This window comes from Mucilaginibacter paludis DSM 18603, from assembly GCF_000166195.2.
In the GTDB taxonomy this organism is placed as follows: domain Bacteria; phylum Bacteroidota; class Bacteroidia; order Sphingobacteriales; family Sphingobacteriaceae; genus Mucilaginibacter; species Mucilaginibacter paludis.
In genome coordinates this window covers 4,131,019-4,151,509 of the sequence record NZ_CM001403.1, presented here as the reverse complement: position 1 = coordinate 4,151,509, position 20,491 = coordinate 4,131,019, and the positions used below count along the sequence as shown (strand labels likewise).

Annotated in this window: 14 protein-coding genes; 11 read left to right on the top strand and 3 right to left on the bottom strand. The window is 42.8% G+C overall.

Translation table 11 applies throughout. The annotated features are described in order from the left end of the window. The first annotated feature begins 4 nt into the window (after positions 1–4). From MUCPA_RS17615 to MUCPA_RS17585, 7 genes are all read left to right on the top strand, one after another. A complete protein-coding gene (locus tag MUCPA_RS17615) occupies positions 5–1,249 on the top strand; it encodes an arsenic transporter (protein ID WP_008508214.1) in 1,245 nt (414 codons plus the stop codon). A 129-nt stretch (positions 1,250–1,378) separates the two neighbouring features. Next, positions 1,379–1,690, top strand: a complete 312-nt coding sequence (locus tag MUCPA_RS17610) for a hypothetical protein (RefSeq protein WP_008508213.1) — start codon at positions 1,379–1,381, stop codon at positions 1,688–1,690. Positions 1,691–2,079: 389 nt separating this feature from the next. Next, entirely contained in the window at positions 2,080–2,649 is a 570-nt protein-coding gene (locus tag MUCPA_RS17605) for an RNA polymerase sigma factor (RefSeq protein WP_008508212.1), read from the top strand. A gap of 66 nt (positions 2,650–2,715) precedes the next feature. Continuing rightward, positions 2,716–3,846, top strand: a complete 1,131-nt coding sequence (locus MUCPA_RS17600; RefSeq protein WP_008508211.1) for a FecR family protein — start codon at positions 2,716–2,718, stop codon at positions 3,844–3,846. Positions 3,847–4,133: 287 nt separating this feature from the next. After that, positions 4,134–7,415: a TonB-dependent receptor gene (locus MUCPA_RS17595; protein ID WP_233276881.1), complete on the top strand. Its 3,282-nt coding sequence runs from the start codon at positions 4,134–4,136 to the stop codon at positions 7,413–7,415. Between the two features lie 10 nt (positions 7,416–7,425). Then, the gene (locus MUCPA_RS17590; protein ID WP_008508209.1) at positions 7,426–9,012 is read left to right on the top strand and encodes a RagB/SusD family nutrient uptake outer membrane protein; all 1,587 of its coding nucleotides are present in this window, start codon (positions 7,426–7,428) and stop codon (positions 9,010–9,012) included. 295 nt (positions 9,013–9,307) lie between these two features. Further along, positions 9,308–11,110: a glycoside hydrolase family 35 protein gene (locus MUCPA_RS17585; RefSeq protein WP_008508208.1), complete on the top strand. Its 1,803-nt coding sequence runs from the start codon at positions 9,308–9,310 to the stop codon at positions 11,108–11,110. A gap of 293 nt (positions 11,111–11,403) precedes the next feature. Here the strand turns inward: MUCPA_RS17585 and MUCPA_RS17580 are convergent, their stop codons facing one another. The 3 genes from MUCPA_RS17580 to MUCPA_RS17570 form a co-directional block, all read right to left on the bottom strand. After that, positions 11,404–11,799 carry a hypothetical protein gene (locus MUCPA_RS17580; RefSeq protein ID WP_008508207.1) on the bottom strand — a complete coding sequence of 132 codons (396 nt, stop codon included), beginning with the start codon at positions 11,797–11,799 and terminating at the stop codon, positions 11,404–11,406. Positions 11,800–11,953: 154 nt separating this feature from the next. Next, the gene (locus MUCPA_RS17575; RefSeq protein ID WP_008508206.1) at positions 11,954–12,976 is read right to left on the bottom strand and encodes an NAD-dependent epimerase/dehydratase family protein; all 1,023 of its coding nucleotides are present in this window, start codon (positions 12,974–12,976) and stop codon (positions 11,954–11,956) included. Positions 12,977–13,036: 60 nt separating this feature from the next. After that, positions 13,037–13,612: a Crp/Fnr family transcriptional regulator gene (locus MUCPA_RS17570; RefSeq protein ID WP_008508205.1), complete on the bottom strand. Its 576-nt coding sequence runs from the start codon at positions 13,610–13,612 to the stop codon at positions 13,037–13,039. A 257-nt stretch (positions 13,613–13,869) separates the two neighbouring features. Between MUCPA_RS17570 and MUCPA_RS17565 the strand changes: the two genes are divergently transcribed. The 4 genes from MUCPA_RS17565 to MUCPA_RS17550 all read left to right on the top strand — a co-directional run bounded on the left by MUCPA_RS17565 (position 13,870) and on the right by MUCPA_RS17550 (position 20,479). Further along, the gene (locus MUCPA_RS17565) at positions 13,870–14,478 is read left to right on the top strand and encodes an RNA polymerase sigma factor (RefSeq protein WP_008508204.1); all 609 of its coding nucleotides are present in this window, start codon (positions 13,870–13,872) and stop codon (positions 14,476–14,478) included. A gap of 45 nt (positions 14,479–14,523) precedes the next feature. Then, positions 14,524–15,468: a FecR family protein gene (locus MUCPA_RS36205; protein ID WP_008508203.1), complete on the top strand. Its 945-nt coding sequence runs from the start codon at positions 14,524–14,526 to the stop codon at positions 15,466–15,468. A 107-nt stretch (positions 15,469–15,575) separates the two neighbouring features. Further along, a complete protein-coding gene (locus MUCPA_RS17555) occupies positions 15,576–18,932 on the top strand; it encodes a SusC/RagA family TonB-linked outer membrane protein (protein WP_008508202.1) in 3,357 nt (1,118 codons plus the stop codon). A gap of 35 nt (positions 18,933–18,967) precedes the next feature. Then, positions 18,968–20,479, top strand: a complete 1,512-nt coding sequence (locus MUCPA_RS17550; protein ID WP_008508201.1) for a RagB/SusD family nutrient uptake outer membrane protein — start codon at positions 18,968–18,970, stop codon at positions 20,477–20,479. Positions 20,480–20,491: the final 12 nt, after the last annotated feature.

The window sequence follows — 20,491 nt, the reverse complement described above, 5'->3', positions numbered from 1 at the left end:
ATACATGAATAACACCCTTATCTGGATTATTTCCTTCCTGGCTATTGCTGGGGTTATCATCCGCCCGTTTAAAATAACCGAGGCCGTTTACGCGGTTGCGGGCGCCGCTTTGCTGCTCTTATTTCAAGTTATTAAGCCCGGCGATGCGCTCTCCGGAGTATCAAAGGGCTTAGACGTATACCTTTTTCTAACCGGCATGATGCTGCTGGCCGAAACAGCAAGGGAAGAAAAGTTATTTGATTGGCTGGCAGCCCACGCTACCCTGATGGCCAAAGGTTCATCTAACCGGCTATTTTTGCTCATTTACCTGGTTGGCGTGGTGGTTACTACTTTTCTTTCAAATGATGCTACAGCCGTTGTATTAACGCCTGCAGTAGCAGCTGCGGTAAAAGCAGCAGAGGTAAAAAAGCCCTTACCCTATTTACTGATCTGTGCATTTATAGCCAACGCGGCATCTTTCATGTTGCCGATATCAAACCCGGCCAACCTGGTTATCTACGGCAGCCACATGCCTGCTTTAATGCATTGGCTGAGCCTGTATTTTATACCATCTGTTTGTGCCATAGTGGTAACCTATTTGATGCTGCGCTTTACCCAGCGCAATTGTTTTAAAGAAAAAATTAAAACAGATATCGATTTGCCCCGGCTGAGCCAGGAAGGTAAAACGGCCTTCATCGGTATCGGAGCAACAGCAATCATCCTGCTCATCTCTTCGGCAATGGATATTCAACTGGGCTTGCCTACGGCCATCACAGGTATAATCACGACAGTAATTGTCCTTTTAAAAGCTAAAAAAAGTCCGTTGATCATTATTAAAGGTATATCATGGGCAGTACTTCCGCTGGTAGCCGGGCTGTTTGTGATTGTTGAAGCGCTCAACAAAACCGGCATGATCCAAAGTTTGACTTCAGCATTAAATTATAGCATCTCGCACTCGGTATCTGGCGCAGCCTGGCTCAGTGGCGCTGCAGTAGCGGTTACTTGTAACTTAATGAACAACCTGCCTGCAGGCTTGATAGCCGGAAATATTTTACAAAGCGGCCACACGCCGGAAATGGTTAAAAGCGCTGTTCTCATCGGCATAGACCTTGGACCAAATCTTTCTATAACCGGCTCCCTGGCTACAATTCTGTGGCTGGTTGCTTTACGGCGGGAAGATCAGGAGGTGAGCGCCTGGACCTTTTTGAAATTAGGCGGGGTGATCATGACTACGGCATTAATTGCTGCGTTAGCCGCGTTATGGATATGAAAAGCAAAAATAATTGGCAGGGACTCACATCAGGCTAATTCAACGCTGATCAAATCTTAGCCTGCTGGCATTACTGTTTAAAGGGCCGGGTGTTTTGATGAGCCAATCTCAAACTAATTCTTGCCTGATTTGTTCAAACCTGTTAAAGTCGGGAATCAACTCTATGATTTGGAGTTTGCCGATGAAGGCTTAAAATATGACGGTCATGATCAATCAATTCCCGAAATACTTAATAATGCCTACCAGGCTATTCAATTAAAGTACGGAGAGCCGGATAACTCGCATCCGTTATCGTCATGGACGGAAGGAGAAAACTTCACCGCATACAAATGGCTAATAGGCGAAAAAATTATTGAAATTACTGTAAACAGGATAAATATACAATTTGGCGTTAAAATATCAATTTATAAGCCATCAATCAAAGCGACTTCAATACCATAGCGTATTCCTGTCAGTCAGCCTCCTCTAAGTGTTAAAGTTATATTTTAAAATGAGATAATTAGGCGATCAATTGTATATAGCTTTTATAATACAACAAAGCGTTTACGTTAACCTTAACCAACTGTTCTACAACACATAGGAGATTTGTAATTCCACCGGAACATCTTTAACCCTATTACAAGAGTGATCAAATTCCATAAACCGTTTCTTCAAATTGAACTTGAAAATATTGAGTTCCTTGAAAATCTTCAAAATGTAAACTATCTGTTACATTTTTTGTCTTTTTGTGCATGCAAATGGAATTTTAAGCCAATCGGTACGTTAAGCTTTAATCCGTTTACCAAATAATTCCTTAACATTGAGACTTTGTAGATCTTATATCCTTATTTATGAGCCAATATAGATCCTTTACTGACGTTGAATTAATTCTAAAACTCAGACAAGGAGATGTTGCAGCCTTTACAGAAATCCATACCCGTTATTATGGCTTACTTTACCGGCACGCATTACAACGTTTAGGGGATAGTGAAGAAATACAAGATATTTTACAGGAACTTTTTTCGTATCTATGGGATAACAGGGAGACAAATCAATTTGAAACAAGCTTGCCTGCATATCTTTATACTGCCGTACGCAACCGCATCCTTAATGTATACAGGCGTAATAAACTAAAATATAACTATTTTGATTCCCTGCAATCATTCATAAACAACAACTCTTCCGAACCAGACGAAAACATTCGCATAAAACAGCTTTCTGCATTGATTGAAGCAGAAATAGCAAAATTACCATCACAAATGCGTATGGTATTTGAAATGAGCCGAAAATCAAATCTTTCGCACCAGGAAATTGCCGATAAGCTCGGCATTAGCGTTTTAACTGTGCGAAAACAGGTACAAAATTCTCTCAAAATTCTAAAAGTCAAACTCAAATCTTATTTTTTTATCACTTTTTTATAATTCCATCTACTCTATAACGGCTTTTTATTTGTCTTTAACACAATCAATAGCAAATTTGATTGTGTTATGAATAAAAAGGACGCCGAAGATCTGATTGAAAGATACCATACAGGTAATGTTTCCGATGAGGAAAGGGCCATTATCGAAACATGGTATCTATCCTTCCGTGCAAACAACCAAGCTCCCCCTATTGCTGATGAGACCTTTCTGCAGTATCAACAGGAAAGCATGGGCAATCTGCTTGAGCATACCCGGAAGGGCAGGTTAGGAAACACCAATCTCTGGCGGCGTATGGCAGCGGCAGCATCGGTAATCTTTGTTATGTCGTTAGGTATATACCTGTTCATTAAACGTAAACCCCTGGACTTACCTCCCAGGAAAACGATTGCTGCTGATCTGCTCCCGGGGGCTAACAAAGTTACGCTAACCTTGTCAAATGGCAGCCAGGTTGTACTTACTGGCGCTAAAAACGGACGGGTGGCCAGCGATGCAGGTGTGGCTATCAATAAAACGGCAGATGGCAGTGTTTCATACGCTCACAAATTAGCCGGTGAGCAAAACGACGATCAATTATTTAATGTAGCTACCACCCCGCGTGGCGGCCAATACCAGTTTACCCTTTCTGACGGTACCAAGGTTTGGCTCAACGCTGCTACCACCTTGAAATTCCCGGTAGCATTTAAAGGTAACGAGCGCAAGGTTGAGCTTAATGGCGAGGCTTACTTTGAAGTTGCACACGATGCAGGCAGGCCGTTCCGCGTGGTTTCAAAAGATCAAACTGCAGAGGTTTTAGGCACACACTTCAACATCAACTCATATGAAGATGAAAGCGTACTGAGCACTACCCTTTTGGAGGGCAGTATAAAAGTAGTTTATAAAGGGAACAGCAAAATTATTAAGCCGGGAGAACAAGCCCGGTTAAAAGCTAACCAGTTTGACATTGTTAAAGCTAATACCGAACAGGTTATAGCCTGGAAAAACGGATTATTCTACTTTCAGGATGCCAATCTCAACGAAGTTATGCGCCAGCTGAGCCGCTGGTATGATGTAGATGTGAAATTTGAAGGCAATATCCCGCCAAGGGAATTTTCGGGAGGGATTTCCCGCAATGTTAAAGCATCACAAATCCTTGACATTTTAAGCTTTAAAAAAATCCATTATAAAATACAGGGCAGAACTATAATTATTACCCCTTAAACAAAACCCATTGATATATTAAACTAACAATTTAAAACCTTAAAAAAATGAAGAAAAAACTACAACGCAGCCCTTAGTGGCAATCACTCTCAAAGGTTGTTAATTTAAAAACGTACCCCGACGGCAATCGGGGTACGAAATATTTGAGTTAACCCCTTTCCATTTCCGGAAAAACGAATTAATTGAAGCTAATCGTGTATTAACCCAAACTCATCAAAAGTATGAATTATAATGCTTTTTCTGTTGCCATACATCCAAAATGGCTCACTAAAAAAATCCTCCTGGTTATGAAGTTGACCACCATTTTTTTAATAGCAGGTGCGCTTCATTGCAGCGCCAAAGCTTTCAGTCAAAAAATCAATCTCAATGAAACCAACAGTTCGTTGGAGAGTGTGCTTGGCAGTATCAGCCAGCAAAGCGGATACGTATTTTTCTATGATTCAAAAGATGTGAAAAATAAAAAAGTTACCGTGAAGCTGGCAGGTGCCTCTCTTTCGGAGGCACTTGAAAAATGCTTGGAAAACACGCTGTTAAGTTACAAACTTATGGATAAAACCATCATCCTACAGGAAAAAACAAGCAGTAATACCCAACAGAAAATCCAGGCTGCCATACCTATAAGCGGGCAGGTAACCGACGACAAAAACCTCCCCCTACCAGGTGTTACTGTAAAAATAAAAGGGAGTGTAACAATTACCGTTACTGATGCCGATGGTAAGTTTAAGATAGATGCACCAAATAGCAATGCAGTACTGGTTTTCTCATTTATCGGGTTTACCACTGTAGAACTGCCGGCCACCACCGGATCAGCTATGAATGTTCATCTTGTTCCTGACGATAACAAATTGAATGAAGTGGTTGTAGTAGCATACGGCACACAGAAAAAGGTAAATCTTACAGGTTCAGTAACCTCGGTGAGCGGGAATGACTTAAACTGGAAACCGGTAGGCCAGGTATCAACGGCACTGCAAGGTATGGCTTCGGGCGTTACAGTTACGCAAAGCCAGGGTCAGCCGGGAAGCGACCAGAGTACCATACGCATCAGGGGTATTGGTACATTGAACAATAGCAACCCACTGGTTTTGGTTGATGGCGTTCAAACCGATATCAACAATGTAGACGCTAACGACATTGCCTCTGTTTCGGTGTTGAAAGACGCGGCTGCCTCTTCAATTTATGGTGTAAGGGCTGCTAACGGCGTAATTTTAATCACTACCAAAAGAGGTGCAAATGGCAAAACAGCGGTTACGTATTCTAATTATTTCGGATGGCAGAGCCCAACCCGCCTTTCAAAATTTGTAGGCGCACAGGAGTTTATGCGTTTAGCAAACCTGATGTATACTAATTCGGGCTCAGGGGCTGTTTATTCTGATGCGCAGATAGCTCAGTACGACAATCCAAACCGCGACCAAAATTTATATCCAGACAACTACTGGCTTAAAAAAATACTTACAGGCAGCGGCTTTCAACAGCAACATAGCTTAGCGGTATCTGGCGGCGGCGAGAAAAACACGTACCGGTTTTCTACCAACTATTTTAACCAGGACGGTTTGATCAAAAACATGAATTACGACAGGCTTACCGTAAGGTTGAATACAGATACAAAGATCACCAAACGCCTGGACTTCAGCGCCGACATATCGGCCAATATATCTAATCAAGTGGAACCACAAGGGGTTTCAGGCTCGGCCTGGTATCAATTTGGGCAGGGAGCTGTAGCCAACCCGTTAAATGTTGACAAATATACTGATGGCACCTGGGCTACACTGCGCGGTGGACAGAACCCTTTAAGGCTTCAGGATGAAGGTGGTGTTTATAGTTACAAAAAGAACCTGTTTATCGGAAACTTTAAACTGAACTACCAGATTATCGATGGCTTAACCCTTACCGGAACCGCATCTGATAATTACCAGAGTTCATACAACAGCTTGCATAATAAGGCATTTGACTATATTCAGTATGATACAAAAAAAACACTAACCATTGGCCAAAATGATATTACCAAACAATATACAGGCTACTGGTTCCAGAATTACCAGGGGCTTATCAACTACAAAAAAACTTTTGGCAAACATAACCTTAGCTTTTTGGCGGGCGCTTCCCGGTTAAGCGAAAACTACGATTACCTGACTGCATATAGAAAGGATATTCCTGATGGCGACTTGTCGGAGATCAATGCAGGTTCGGCCAATACCTCAACCAATAGCGGCACCGCTACCGAATATCTCTTGATATCCTATTTCGGAAGATTCAACTATTCTTATGACGACAAATATTTGTTTGAGGCCAATATTCGCCGCGATGGTTCTTCCCGTTTTCCTAAAGGGTCAAATTACGGTTGGTTCCCGTCATTCTCTGCCGGCTGGAATCTTGCCAAAGAAGAGTTCATGCAGGATTTTTCGGGCATCCAGGAATTAAAACTAAGGGGATCATGGGGTAAACTTGGCAATGATAATCCGCTTTCTACTTCAAGCGCCGTAGTTAATTACCCATACCAGTCAACCTTCAGCTATAACAACAGTTACCCTTTTGGCGGTACGCTGAATACCGCAGCCAGCCAAAGTGTTTATGTGAACAACGGGCTAACCTGGGAGACTACCACGATGGCTGATATCGGCTTCGATTTAGGTATCTTGAATAATCAACTGACCTTTACTTTTGATTACTACAACAAAAATACCGACAACATTTTATACGCGCTGCCTATACCAGCTTCTGTAGGCTTTACTGCCGCATACCAAAACGCGGGCAGCATGAACAATAAGGGTTATGAATTCAGTGTGAATTACAAGGGCAAAATCGGCTCAGATTTTAAATACTCAGTAGGGGGTAATATCTCTGATGTGAAAAACAAGATCACCGACCTGAAAGGCACTGATTATTTAACAACCGACAATAACAACAATACTTTTGGATATGTAACAGGGCAACCTATCGGGTCTTACTACGGTTACCAGGTTGAAGGTATCTTCCAGTCGGCGGCACAGGTAGCTTCCCATGCCAAGCAAACTACAGGTACCGCAGCAGGCGATCTGATCTACAAAGACCAGAACGGTGATGGTGTGATCGATTCTAAAGACCGTGTTTATTTAGGCAGCAATATCCCCCGTTATACTTTTGGCTTTAATTTAAGTGCCAATTATAAAGGTTTCGACTTTGCAACCTTATTACAGGGCGTTGGTAAGGTTGATGTAAGTACCCTGGTTATGGAAAGAGCGCCAACAAGTACCGATGGTAACTTCAAAGCCAGTCAAGAAGATAGCTGGACGCCAACCAATACCGATGCTAGCTATCCGCGCCTAACCACCTCGACACAAAATTACCAGGCCTCTTCTTTCTGGATCAAAAGCGGATCGTACTTAAGGGTAAAAAGCATGCAGCTGGGTTATAACTTTGAACCGGCCCTGATCAGCAAACTGCATCTATCTAAATTGAGATTTTACGTATCAGGACAAAATATGTTTACGTTCAGTAAACTACCAAATGATATCGATCCTGAATCGCCAAATGATAATCGTTACTATCCGCAGGTTAAAACCTACACCTTTGGTATAAACGCAAACTTTTAAAGCAACAGAGATGAAAAAAATTCAATATATAATTTTAATACTGGCTGTTATAACTGTGAGTTTTACGGCCTGTAAAAAAAACGAGCTTGATAAACAACCTTTAGATGCTTCTTCAGCGGCCAATTTTTGGAAAACAGAAACCAATGCCGTACAAGCCGTTAATAATATCTATCGCTATTTAGGCGATTTTACCGACAGGATATTCCTGTCATGCGCTACAGACGATAGTTACTCATGGAGCAACTGGCCAGATGATATCCAGTATGCAGGTAACGGAACCGGTACAGCCAGCAACGGGGTATTCAGCCACTACTGGTCAAACTTTTACACCATGATAGGTGCCGCCAACAACGTACTCGACAATATCAACAAGGTTACCGGCATGACCGATGACAAGCGTAAGCGCCTCATCGGCGAATCGCGCTTTTTAAGGGCCTATGCCTACCAGCAATTAATTGGCATGTACGGCGATGTGCCACTGATTACCCATGTGCAGGCAATTAGTGAATTTGATGTAGCAAGAACGTCAAAAGCCACAGTATCTAAATTTATCGTAGCCGAACTGGATACCATAGCCACATACCTCCCCTTAACCTATGCCACTGCCGACCAGGGAAGGATAACCCGCGGGGCCGCTATGGCTTTAAAAGCCAGGACTTTGCTTTACAATGCACAATATACCGAAGCCGCCACTGCGGCAAAAGCGGTGATGGATTTAAGCCAATACAGTATAGATGGCGATTACCTGAGCTTATTTAATGGGAGCAATAAAACCAGCCCCGAAATTATTTTGGCCGGCCAGTACCTGGCTAACACTTACACTAACGCAACAGCCACCTGGGTTGGCGGCCCCACGCTTGGCGGCTGGTCGCAAGTGGTGCCATTGCAAAAACTGGTTGACGATTATGAATGTACCGATGGGAATACCATTGATCAATCGGCCTTGTATAATCCGGCCAAGCCTTTTGACAACCGCGACCCCAGGCTTAAGTTAACGGTTGTGGTGCCGGGAACGACTGTCAACGGCAACGTGATTGATGTGACAAGCCCAAATTCGATTGATGCTTTAGGTAAAAATAACGCCTCGTTTACCGGCTACTATTATAAAAAGTATATCCCGACTGTGATTTCAGGAAATTGGGATTCCAACTCCTATAATGATATCGTACTGATCAGGTATGCAGAAGTACTGCTTACTTATGCTGAGGCTAAAATTGAAGCCGGTAGCATTGATCAGTCTGTTTATGATGCCATTAACAAAGTTAGACAAAGGCCCGGAGTTAATATGCCCGCACTTACCGCCGCAACAGCATCAACGCAGGTACAATTACGTGCCGCTGTAAGGAGAGAAAGGCATGTGGAGTTCCCGATGGAAGACAACCGGTTGTTTGATATCCGCAGATGGAAGATTGCCGAAACGGTGATGCCCGGTAACGCCTATGGCATTCTTAACTATTTCAATACAGCAAGGGCAGATTACGGCCAACACGTTCTGGTTGAAAAACGCCAGTTCAATGTAAGCCGCGATTACTTATGGCCAATTCCGCAAAACGAGATTGATCTGAATAAACAGCTCGTGCAAAACCCGGGTTGGTAATTAAAAATTTCCGGGACGGCGGCATTGCCCGTCCCGGAAATTTTATTTTATATGAAGTATGCGCATTGGCTTAGTGCATAAAATTTTAAAGCCGAACCCTCATCATAATTCCCGGTTCAACAGAGGAATAGTGGTTCGCTACGAGCGAATGCTTAGATGATGAATGCCAGGCGGATCTGGGTTTTAATATTATCATCGCCCATAAATCCACCGTCGCGCTCTTTGGCATGATACTACTTTATTTTTACCTTTTTATTGATATAAAATTGTTCATTTACCAGAAATTGAAACATCCATGAAAAAGTTTTTCCTGATCATTTCTTTCATCTTATCATCGGGATTGGCTATATCCCAACAAAAACATGTTTTTTCTTTAGGTAAAAGCGCTTTTTTGCTGGATGGGAAACCCTTTCAAATAATCAGCGGCGAACTGCACCCGGCCCGTATCCCCAAAATGTACTGGCGGCACCGCATTCAAATGGCCAAGGCTATGGGCTGCAATACCATTGCAGCATATATTTTCTGGAACTACCACGAACAGCAAAAGGGTGTATTTGATTTTACAACAGAAAACAGAAATATAGTCGATTTTATACGCATGTGCCAGGAAGAAGGCATGTGGGTGTTGCTAAGGCCGGGTCCATACGTATGTGCCGAATGGGATTTTGGCGGCCTGCCCCCTTACCTGTTAAGCATTCCGGATATTAAACTCAGGTGTATGGACCCGCGATATATAGCCGAGGTAACCAGGTATGTGGATGTGCTATCACAACAGGTTAAAAATTTACAATGCACCAGCGGCGGGCCTATAATAATGGTACAGGTTGAAAATGAGTACGGCAGTTATGCCAACGACCGGGAGTATATTAAAACCTTAAGAGGGCTTTGGGTAAAGAATGGTATTAACGTACCTTTTTACACCGCAGATGGCCCTGCTGCGTTTATGCTGGAAGCTGGTGGTGTTGACGGCGCCGCAATAGGGTTGGATAGCGGTTCGGGAGATGCTGATTTTGAACTTGCGGCCAAACAGAATCCCGATGTTCCGTCTTTCAGCAGTGAAAGCTATCCGGGATGGTTAACCCATTGGAAAGAGAAATGGCAAAAACCAGGAACCGACGGTATTTTAAAAGATGTTACTTACCTGCTTGAACATCAAAAATCGTTCAATTTATATGTTATAAATGGCGGTACCAATTTTGGCTATAATGCGGGTGCCAATGCTTTTACCCCAACGCAATTTCAGCCCGATGTTACCAGCTATGATTACGATGCTCCAATTAATGAACGGGGAGAGCCCACACCCAAATACTATGCCCTACGTAACCTGATAGCTAAATACGTAAAGTATAAAATCCCCGAAGTTCCTAAATCGATACCAATAACCGATGTTCCAGCTTTTGATATGAAGCCCGTTAATACCATCTGGAACGTACTGCCTACTGCTGTTCAATCGGCCCAACCGGTGCCCATGGAAAGCCTCGGACAATACAGCGGTTTTATTATGTACCGAACTAAGTTAATAGGCCGTAAAAGCGGCAACCTAACCATTACTGAACCACATGATTATGCCCTGGTATTATTAAACGGCAAATTAGTGGATACCATTTACCGCGACGGAGGCAAATGGACCATACCACTGCCTAAAACTGATGTTAAAGACCCGGTGCTGGATATCCTGGTTGAAAATATGGGACATATTAATTTTGCCCAGTACATGGTTGACAGGAAAGGGATTACCGATAGAGTTACCCTTGAGGGTATGACGCTCACCAACTGGCAAATATTCAGGCTGCCACTGGATGATCAGTTTATAACAACACTCCGAACTACAACTGGTACTGATTTTCATGATGGTGTTTTTTTCAAAGGCAGCTTCCGATTAAAAACGGTAGCCGACACCTATCTTGACCTGAGTAATTTTAAAAAGGGTGTGATTTGGGTTAATGGCCATAACCTGGGCCGTTACTGGAACGTGGGACCTCAATTCCATTTATATTGCCCGGCCAACTGGTTGCAAAAGGGAGAAAATAACGTCACCATTTTTGATTTGCATCAGCAAACAGGCGCAACCATCAAAGGAGTGAAAACCCTCGAGTAGAAAAAGAAGTTCGAGAAATGCGCACCATAACTGATCTGAAAGGAATGAGGTTGGAAGTGGAATGATATTCCAAGAATTAAAGAGCGCCAACCTGCTATTTGGCTGAACCGTAAATTTTGAGATTACAGAGCAATAGCTATGCTCTGTTTTTGATGAATTACGGCATTCGGTAATGGGTAAGAACAAGTGACTGCCTACAAATGGCTGGTTCGAGTATATTTCTCCATTTGACTACAAAAATCGAACTCTTTTATAGGTTATTTGTAATTTGCAGCGGGTTGGAAAGATGATAGCTATATGCCGCTAACTCTTTTTCTTGCCAAATACGTTGCAAGTGCACTGCCGATTAGTCCGCAAAGAGCCCCAAACCCAGTCACGAATATGATGGTTATAATCCAAACAGCAATAGTGGGCTCATTTTTGATATTACCAGTATTTGCTTTTAAAAACATTGAAATCTTCCAACCGATTGTTGAATCAAAAAAGCCAACAGCGGCTGCAATTAAAACTGCTGTTCTTGAGTTTATTTGTTTAGAACCCCAAAAACCAACAACGCAGTATATAACCAACGAGCCCGAACCCCAATAAGCGTAATTAAAACCCAACTTCCTGGAAGCTATCGAGGCTAAAGCATCGAATAATCCTATTGCAAGAAATCCGGTTAAAAGCAATTTGTATTCAGGTTTCATAATTTTATGGAGGTGATTAAATTTAAACCAAATTAGAAAATATCTGCAAATAAAAAGCCCTCAGACTTTCATCTAAAGACCTTTCAATTATCTTTTCCTACAGCTTGCGAATTGGCTAAATGTATATTTAAACTCCCATACCATTTCAGCGGCTTTAAAAGATCTTTAACTGAACTAATTGATGCTTGATCAAATAATGCATTGACTCTTTTAAAACCTCGTCGGTATTTGTGGGATTAAAACCTAATTCTTTTCTCGATTTTGTTAAGTCGAAATCTTGTTGCAATCCTGAGAACATGGCAATGTCTTTAACGCTCAACAATGGTGCTTTCCCATTTATTTTACTTGCTAATTCCATAAACCAGGCCATAACAAACAAAACAGGCTTTGGCACCGCTAACGGTAATTTGATTTTCAACTCAGGAAAAAGCTGCTGCGCAATTTTAGTAGTATCTTTAATAGATGTACATGTTTCATTTGCCAGGATATACCGCTCTCCGCTCATCCCCTTTGTTGCTGCTAAATAACAACCTTCGGCAACATCCTTTACATCTACCCAATTAAGCGCTATATCAGTTTCTACCGGGATTTGTTTTTGCAGAATTAACCTGAGAATATTGTACGATACGTTTAATGGCGCAAAAGCTTCTCCCCCTATCATAGCCGATGGCAATACAGCTACCAGCTCTATGTTAAATTCCTTTGCAAGTTTAAAAGCCAGTTGTTCGCCGTCATTTTTTGAGTTGTAATACATATCCCTCCGATCCGGATTATAACCATAACTTTCCTTTGCCGGGATGGTAGTATAATTTAAGGCGGCTATTGAACTCACATATACAATCCTTTTAACGCCGGCCTCTGCGGCTGCTTCTATCATGCTCCGGGTACCCCTGATGTTTACGTCATAAATCTCTTTCTGGGGATCTTTGGCCCAAAGCTTAAACACTGCCCCTACGGCATAAAAGGTATCTACACCCTGCAGCGCCCTTACTAAGGATTGCTTATCGGCAATGTCTGATTGAACCACCTCACAATCCAGGCCTTCAAAAGGTTTTTTATTACCAATGCTCCTTACCGAGGCACGTACCCGAAGGCCTTTGCTGATAAGCAACCGCACTAAATTGTTGCCGAGGTGCCCGTTTGCACCGTTAACCAATGATAGTTGTTGATTTTCCATTTTGTAATTAATTAATGGTTCAAATCTGCCAACTATAAAAGTTAATCCACTTGACAAATGTTAGGAATGCATCCGTTTGCGTATACGGCTCAAACTTTCAGGCTTCATGCCCAAAAAGGATGCGATGTACTGCACCGGCACATGCTGGATAATAGCCGGATAGTTTTCGATCATTTTTTTATACCGCCGTTCTGCCGTTAAGGTAGCCAGCTCTTTTGAACGGTTTTCGTTATAAGCTATAGACTGCTGAAATACTTCAATACTAAAATTTTTAAACGCCTGGCTTTCATTGGTTAACCGGTCTAAATTAGGTTTAGTGATCCTAAGCAATTTGCATTCGGTAATGCATTCCACATACTCATCAGCTTTAGTTTGATTGATAAAATGAAAGTAAGAAGTTAAAAAGCCCGGTGGACAATTAATATGAGTTGTTACTTCGTCGCCACCATCATTGTAATGAAAAATACGCATAAAGCCTTTTACAACAAAATATAAGTACCGGGGTATATATCCGGCTTGTTCAACAATTCTGTTTTTAGGCAACAACACCGACTCAAAACATGCCGTACATAAATTATGATCAGCTTCGGTTAGCTCCCCCTTTTGAGATATGATATTTAGCAAGTGCTCGTACATACCAGCAAGTTATTAATAAATAACAGGAGTAAAAAAACCTTCAGATTTCTATCTCAAGGTTTTTGAATAACATTTCGATGATTGCATATCCTGAGTTTTTTATTGGCCCTTAAACTATCCGACCAGGGCTCTTTTATGGGTGATTTGCATGGTACGGTTGGTTTATGATTTTTAAACCGCCTATATACCAAGCGTTAATATACACTTAAATTTCAATTAATATCACTGCCGTTACTTTGCGCGTATAAAAAAGGCTTGTGAAACAATACCCGGATGCTCAACTTTTACTGGAACTTCAAAGCAGTAACCACGGGGCATTTCAGGAAATTTATGAGCGTTATGCCGATAAACTCATATCGTTGGCGCTAAGAAAAACGCAAAACGAAGATGAGGCCATGGATATGGTACAGGAGCTCTTCCTGTCAATATGGAAAAATCGTTACACTATACAAGTAAATGGGGCGCTGGAGGCTTACCTGGTTGTGTCTGTAAACTATATGGCTTATAAATGGTTTAAAAAACAAAGTAAACAGCCACAGCCATTAAATGATTGGATGGAGTTACCCGATATAACCGAGGATACTACCGCCCAAAAACTATCCTTTGCCGAACTAAGCCTTTTAATAAACCGCGAAATTGACGATATGCCCGAAAAAATGAGGCAGGTTTATCTGTGCAGCCGCGAACACGATATGAACGGACAGCAAATAGCTGCCGAATTGGGCCTATCGCACCAAACGGTGCGCAACCAGATTAGCAGTGCGCTTGGCCGGCTAAAAAAAGTAGTTCATTACTATTATAACGTCGTCCCGCCCGATAACGTTAGCGAATTTTTGCTGCTGCTGATTTTTTTACGTTTGTTATAGTACACATCCCACCTTACTGTCACTTGTTAAGTATAAAGGCTTACAGTGAAAGAAAAGGAAATAAAAAAACTGCTTGATAAATTTAACGAAGACAAATGCACCGGCGAAGAATTAGCTGATTTGCAAGCGCTGATGCAGGAGTTAAGCCATCCGCAGGATACCGCGCAACCCGTGGGGCATTTAAAGCAGGCGCTTTGGCAAAAAATACAAAAGCAAACCATTAACCAGCCCCGCATAGCAAGGTTAAACACCAGCTGGCTAAAAATAGCTGCCCTATTTTTGATCACCCTTTTTGCAGGCATTTGGGGTTACCGGATGTTTGCAGACTCTAAAACTGCCGATGTAATAGCCTGCCAGATTATTACTGCACCCAAAGGGCAGATAAAACAGATACTGCTGCCCGATAGCACCTTTGTACAATTAAACGCGGGCAGTACCATAAGTTTCCCTATTAAATTTAGCGCCGCCACAAGGGAAGTAACCCTGCTAAACGGAGAGGCTTTTTTTGAAGTAAAGCACGATGCTGCAAAACCTTTTCGGGTGCATACAGGTGAGCTTACTACGCAGGTGTTAGGCACATCATTCAATATTAAGTTTTACCGCGAGCTGCCAACCATACAGATGTTTGTAAACAGCGGCAAAGTTGAAGTGCATAACAGGCAGCATACCTTGGGTATGTACACACCGCAACAGCAGGTAACTTACAATAAGCAAAATCAAAGTTTTTCAAGGCAAACCATCACAGGCAGCCATGCGCTAAGCTGGATGCATGACGAGCTTATTTTGGATAATGTTGAATTTAAGGAGGTGGCCGTTTACCTGCAAAACAGGTATAACGTCAACTTTAAATATCCGGGCAAAAATTTAAACAGACAGCACTACTCGGTTAGGTTTTCAAATAAGTTAACCATTAGCCAGGTGCTTGATATTCTACAATTTATTGATGGCCATAAATACCGGCTTAACGGAGATATGATAACTATTAAATAGCATAAGAAAAACCAATGCTTGCTACCAACAAGCACTGGCTTAATTAGGTGTAACTGCTAAAACTAAACACGCACAAGCAGTTACCAAACACTTTAAAAAACAAATATATGGAAAAATCTTTATCCCTGATTTCGGGAAAGTTAACGACCGCAATTTTATTGCTCTTAACAATTTTCGCAACGTTGATGCCGGGCCAATCCCGCGCCGAACAGAAAACACCCTTGATTGACCAGCCGGTAACCGTAAGGTTTGCCGACGAAACAATGGATGCATCGCTCGAAAAATTAAAAAAGGCGCTTAACAATGTGGCCTTCAATTACAATTTAGATGATGTGGCGGCAGTAAAAGTAAAGGCAAGCACCTTTATAGGCAAGCCGCTCAGGGATGTGCTAAATGCTTTAACCGTTAACACCGTGCTGGAGTACCGCGAAAAGTACAACACCATTATCATTTCGCGAAAAAAAGTGGTAAAAATACCGGTAAAAATAGTAATAACCGGTACGGTGAAGGATAAAGATGGCCCTATTGCCGGTGTTACCATCCGCAGCAAATTATCGCAGGCTGTTACCACTACCGATGTGAGCGGTAATTATAAAATATCGGTTGAGCAAAACGAGGTGCTTGTGTTTTCTTTTATCGGGTATAAAACCCTGGAAGTAGTTGCCGGCCATTCGCCGCTTGACGTGGTTTTAAGCGCAGATGTAACTGGTTTATCGGCCGTAGTTGTGGTGGGCTATGGTACGCAAAAAAGATCGGACGTAACAGGCGCCGTGGGATCGTTGAAGGTATCGAATGTTAAAGACCGTTCGGTAGGTTCGGTAACCGAAATGTTGCAGGGGCAAATTGCCGGGGTAACTGTTTTAAACGAAGGCGGCGACCCGACCTCATTACCCACCATCAGGCTAAGGGGCCAAAGTTCGTTTAACACCGAAGGCCCTTTAACAGTGGTTGACGGAACCATTTACAACGGCGGACCTATTGATCCTAACGACATCGAATCTATCGATGTATTGAAAGATTCGTACGCGGCCATTTATGGGGCCAAGGCTGCGGGTGGTGTTATCCTAATAACCACCAAACGTGGTAAGCAAGGTAAAACCAATTTGAATATTTCGGTTAAAGGTGGTAATCAAGATGCTTTAAAAATATTACAGGCCTTAAATGCCGCCGACTATGCCGATGCAATTAATACGGCTTATGATAACGCTGGCAAAACCCGCCTGCCAGCCTTTGACGCTACTATAAACCCGGATTCGCGGATTACCCGCACAAACTGGACGGATGCTTTGTTCAGAACCGGCCATGTACAGGATTATAGCCTTAATATTAGCGGTGGCGACGATAAATCAACGTTTTATGTGTCGGGGGGATATCGAAAAAACGATGCTATCCTTTTAAATACAAACTCCATCCGCTATAATTTCAGGGTAAATTCCGACCATCAGATCAAAAGCTGGCTTAAAATGGGAGAAAGTATGTCATTCTCTTACAACAATGGCCAGGGCGCAAATACCACAAGCGCCTATACCGGCGCTATTTTATCGGCCATATTTTATCCCCCTAATGCATCTGTTTACAATGCCGACGGCAGTTTTGGCGGTGTGCCTGCGCAGTATGCCGGTTCATACGGCGACGTTATCAACCCAGTTGCCTATTTACAACGTTTAGATAACAGTGATGCCGTTAATAGCTTTACCATCAACCCCTATGTGGAAATAAGCCTGCTTAAGGGTTTAAAATTCCGCTCTAACTTAGGAGTTACCAAACAACTTGAAACCATTAAAAACTTTAGTACCAGGATACTCGAACCCGGTAAAAAGTTTTTTGATAACTCCCTGTTCCAGGAACAAAATAATTTAATGACGGTACTTGCCGAGCAAACCTTAAACTTTGACAGAACATTCGGGCAGCACCATCACGTAACTGCATTGGCAGGCTATACCTACCAGGATGATACTCAGGAGTTTTTTAGTGTAAATACAGACAACTATCTGAGCGAAGACCCTGCCTACCGCTACCTTATAAACGGCACTTTATACCCCACCGGTATTCCTTTACAGGGCAATAAAAACGAAAGCGCCCTTATCTCTTACCTGGGTAGGGTTGGGTACGATTATAAAGGCAAATACTTTGTAAACGGCATTATCAGGCGCGATGCTACTTCCATGTTGAGTAGTAAAAACCGTACAGAAAATTATCCTGGCGTATCGGCAGGCTGGTTATTGAGTAAAGAATCCTTTTTTCCGGCGAATAGTTTGGTTTCGTTGGCAAAATTACGGGCAAGTTACGGCCAGTCTGGTAACCTTGCCGGTTTACCTAACTTCCCTACATCTGTATCCTTAGCTAAAACCGCCGGATACCTTGGCAGCCCCGCAACAGCAATCACCGGATCGGCAATTGATGGCCTGGCCAACCTTGATCTCAGGTGGGAAAAAGCAACCCAAACAGACTTTGGTTTTGACTTAGGCTTAATGAACGACCGGTTGAACGTGACTGGCGATGTGTTTTTGAAAAAAAACACCCAGTTTTTATTTAAGCCACCGGTAGCAGCAGTTTTTGGTGTATCCAACCCGCCGTTTGTAAACGGGGGCGAGATACAGAACAAAGGCATTGAGTTAGGGATTAAGTACCAGGGCAACATTGGCAAACTGCATTATAACCTTGCTGCCAATGGATCATACATAGAGAACAAGATACTTGATATTTTACCCGGGCAGCAAACCATTCTATCAACACCAACCGTAAGGGATAACCTGGTGCCTGTGCAGCTAAGCCAAGGGTATCCTTTGTACTCTTTTTTCGGATACAAAACTGCGGGCTTGTTCCAAACCCAGGATCAGGTTAATAGTTATACCAATGCATCGGGGGCACTTATACAGCCAAATGCAAAGCCCGGCGACCTTAAATTTGTCGATCTCAATGGCGATGGTAAACTTACCGATGCCGATAAAACATATTTAGGCACACCTTTCCCTAAATTCAATTATGGGTTTACCGCTAATTTCAATTACGGCAATTTCGATTTGAGTGTGTTTTTGCAGGGTATAGCAGGCAATAAAATTTTCAACGCGGTTAAGTATACCGGTTTAAACGCTTCTATCCAAAACTACAACCTGTTGGCTGATGCTAAAAATGCGTGGTCGCCTACCAACACTAACACCAGTATACCGCGACTTTCGGCGAGTGACGCCAATGGCAACTTTGGTAACGTATCTGATTTTTATGTAGAAAACGGTTCGTATATGCGCATTAAAAATGTAACGCTCGGTTATACCCTACCCCAAATGTTGATGTCGAAAATTGCCGTACGCAGCGCCAGGGTTTTTGTCAATGCACAAAACCTGGCCACATTTACCAAATATACAGGGCTTGATCCAGAGGTCGGCATTAATCAAAACGGTGTCGATTTAGGCCTTTACCCTCAATCAAGAATCATTTTAGTAGGTATTAACGTTGGCTTATAACAACCGCGCATTTATAATTTAAGGAGACAATTAAGATGAAGTTAAAAAATATAGTGAAGTGTTTGTTAGGTGTAATGGTAATTATACTTGTACAAAGTTGTGGCAAAAACACGTTAGACAGTATTAAACCCACCGGAACGCCCACCAGTTCCAATTTTTGGAAAAATGCCGATGATGCCCAGGCTGCGGCTAACGGCTTATACGAGAAACAAAGCAACAGCGAGGATTTGTATGGCCGGGGCTTTTTCTGGTTTATCAACGCAAGCGACGATATGGTTGTTGGCCGCACATCTGCCGACAGGGAAAATATAAAAAACTTTGTTTGTACTGGCAACGAAAGCAGTATTTATGCACCCTGGTCGTTACATTTTGTGGTAATGAAAAGGGCAAATGATATTATTGCCAACGTACCTGGTATCGATATGAACCAGGCCACAAAAAACTTTATATTAGGGCAGGCCTATTTTGTACATGCTGTAATGCACCTGGAAATAGCCGACCTATACGGTACCAACAAACAGGGCGCACCGCTTCAAAACCGCGATAATCCGATTGCATTCCCCGCACAGCCGACGTCTGTTAAAGACAATTACGCCTACATCGAGGCCGATTTAAAGAAAGCGGCATCATTGCTGCCTTATTTTGATCAGCTTGCGGCTTCAGATAAGGGCCGCGCCCACAAAACAGCGGCCTGGGCGTACCTGGCCAAAACCTACCTGCACGCTAAGGATTACGCCAATGCCGAAAAATATGCCGATTCGGTTATTTTAAGCGGCAAACATGCTTTATTAACCAATTACGCCGATGTGTTTAAAATAGCAAACAATTACAGTTCAGAGTATTTATGGTCTGTAGCGAGCAGCTTAAACGGGCAAAGCATTTTACCGGGTGCCATGCTCGAGAACAAAGGCTGGGGCTTGTACAATGGCTTTGGCTATTACCAACCTACAAAAGAACTGGTTGACGAATTTGAATCCGGTGATAAAAGGCTGGCGGCAACCATTCTTAAAAACGGCGATACGTTTCAATATTTTGGCCAAACCTATACTTACCCTATTGGTGGTAAAAGCAATAGTTTAACAGGCTACCAGTTTAATAAATACATGGAGCCGTTTAGCTACGCAAACGGCATACACGTAAGCCCCAACGGCGACGAGCCCTCAACCGATTTAAATGTTCCGTTGTTACGTTATGCCGAAATTTTGCTGATCAAAGCCGAGGCGCAATTGATGCAGGGTAAAAATGGCGACGCTGCCTTAAACCAGGTACGTGTACGCGCCGGGCTGGCCCCCAAAACTGGCGCTACCATGGCCGATTTAAAGCATGAGCGCCGGGTAGAACTGGCAGGCGAATGGAGCGACCGCAACTTTGACCTGGTGCGCTGGGGCGATGCGCAGGCTACCTACGCCAAGCCATTACATGGCGCCGATGGGTCGGTAGTTTGGAAAGCCCGTAACTTTGATCCGGCCAGGGATAATGTATGGCCAATTCCGCCAAAGGATATCCAGATAAGCCAGGGCCAGCTTAAACAAAATGCAGGCTGGTAAATCATTGAAATT

Bases quoted from the DNA above. Each gene is read 5' to 3' on its own strand.
- MUCPA_RS17580 (WP_008508207.1), bottom strand. From the start codon at position 11,799: ATGAAACCTGAATACAAATTGCTTTTAACCGGATTTCTTGCAATAGGA.
- MUCPA_RS17600 (WP_008508211.1), top strand. From the start codon at position 2,716: ATGAATAAAAAGGACGCCGAAGATCTGATTGAAAGATACCATACAGGT.
- MUCPA_RS17605 (WP_008508212.1), top strand. From the start codon at position 2,080: ATGAGCCAATATAGATCCTTTACTGACGTTGAATTAATTCTAAAACTC.
- MUCPA_RS17570 (WP_008508205.1), bottom strand. From the start codon at position 13,612: ATGTACGAGCACTTGCTAAATATCATATCTCAAAAGGGGGAGCTAACC.
- MUCPA_RS17585 (WP_008508208.1), top strand. From the start codon at position 9,308: ATGAAAAAGTTTTTCCTGATCATTTCTTTCATCTTATCATCGGGATTG.
- MUCPA_RS17555 (WP_008508202.1), top strand. From the start codon at position 15,576: ATGGAAAAATCTTTATCCCTGATTTCGGGAAAGTTAACGACCGCAATT.
- MUCPA_RS17595 (WP_233276881.1), top strand. From the start codon at position 4,134: ATGAAGTTGACCACCATTTTTTTAATAGCAGGTGCGCTTCATTGCAGC.
- MUCPA_RS17575 (WP_008508206.1), bottom strand. From the start codon at position 12,976: ATGGAAAATCAACAACTATCATTGGTTAACGGTGCAAACGGGCACCTC.
- MUCPA_RS17615 (WP_008508214.1), top strand. From the start codon at position 5: ATGAATAACACCCTTATCTGGATTATTTCCTTCCTGGCTATTGCTGGG.
- MUCPA_RS17590 (WP_008508209.1), top strand. From the start codon at position 7,426: ATGAAAAAAATTCAATATATAATTTTAATACTGGCTGTTATAACTGTG.
- MUCPA_RS17550 (WP_008508201.1), top strand. From the start codon at position 18,968: ATGAAGTTAAAAAATATAGTGAAGTGTTTGTTAGGTGTAATGGTAATT.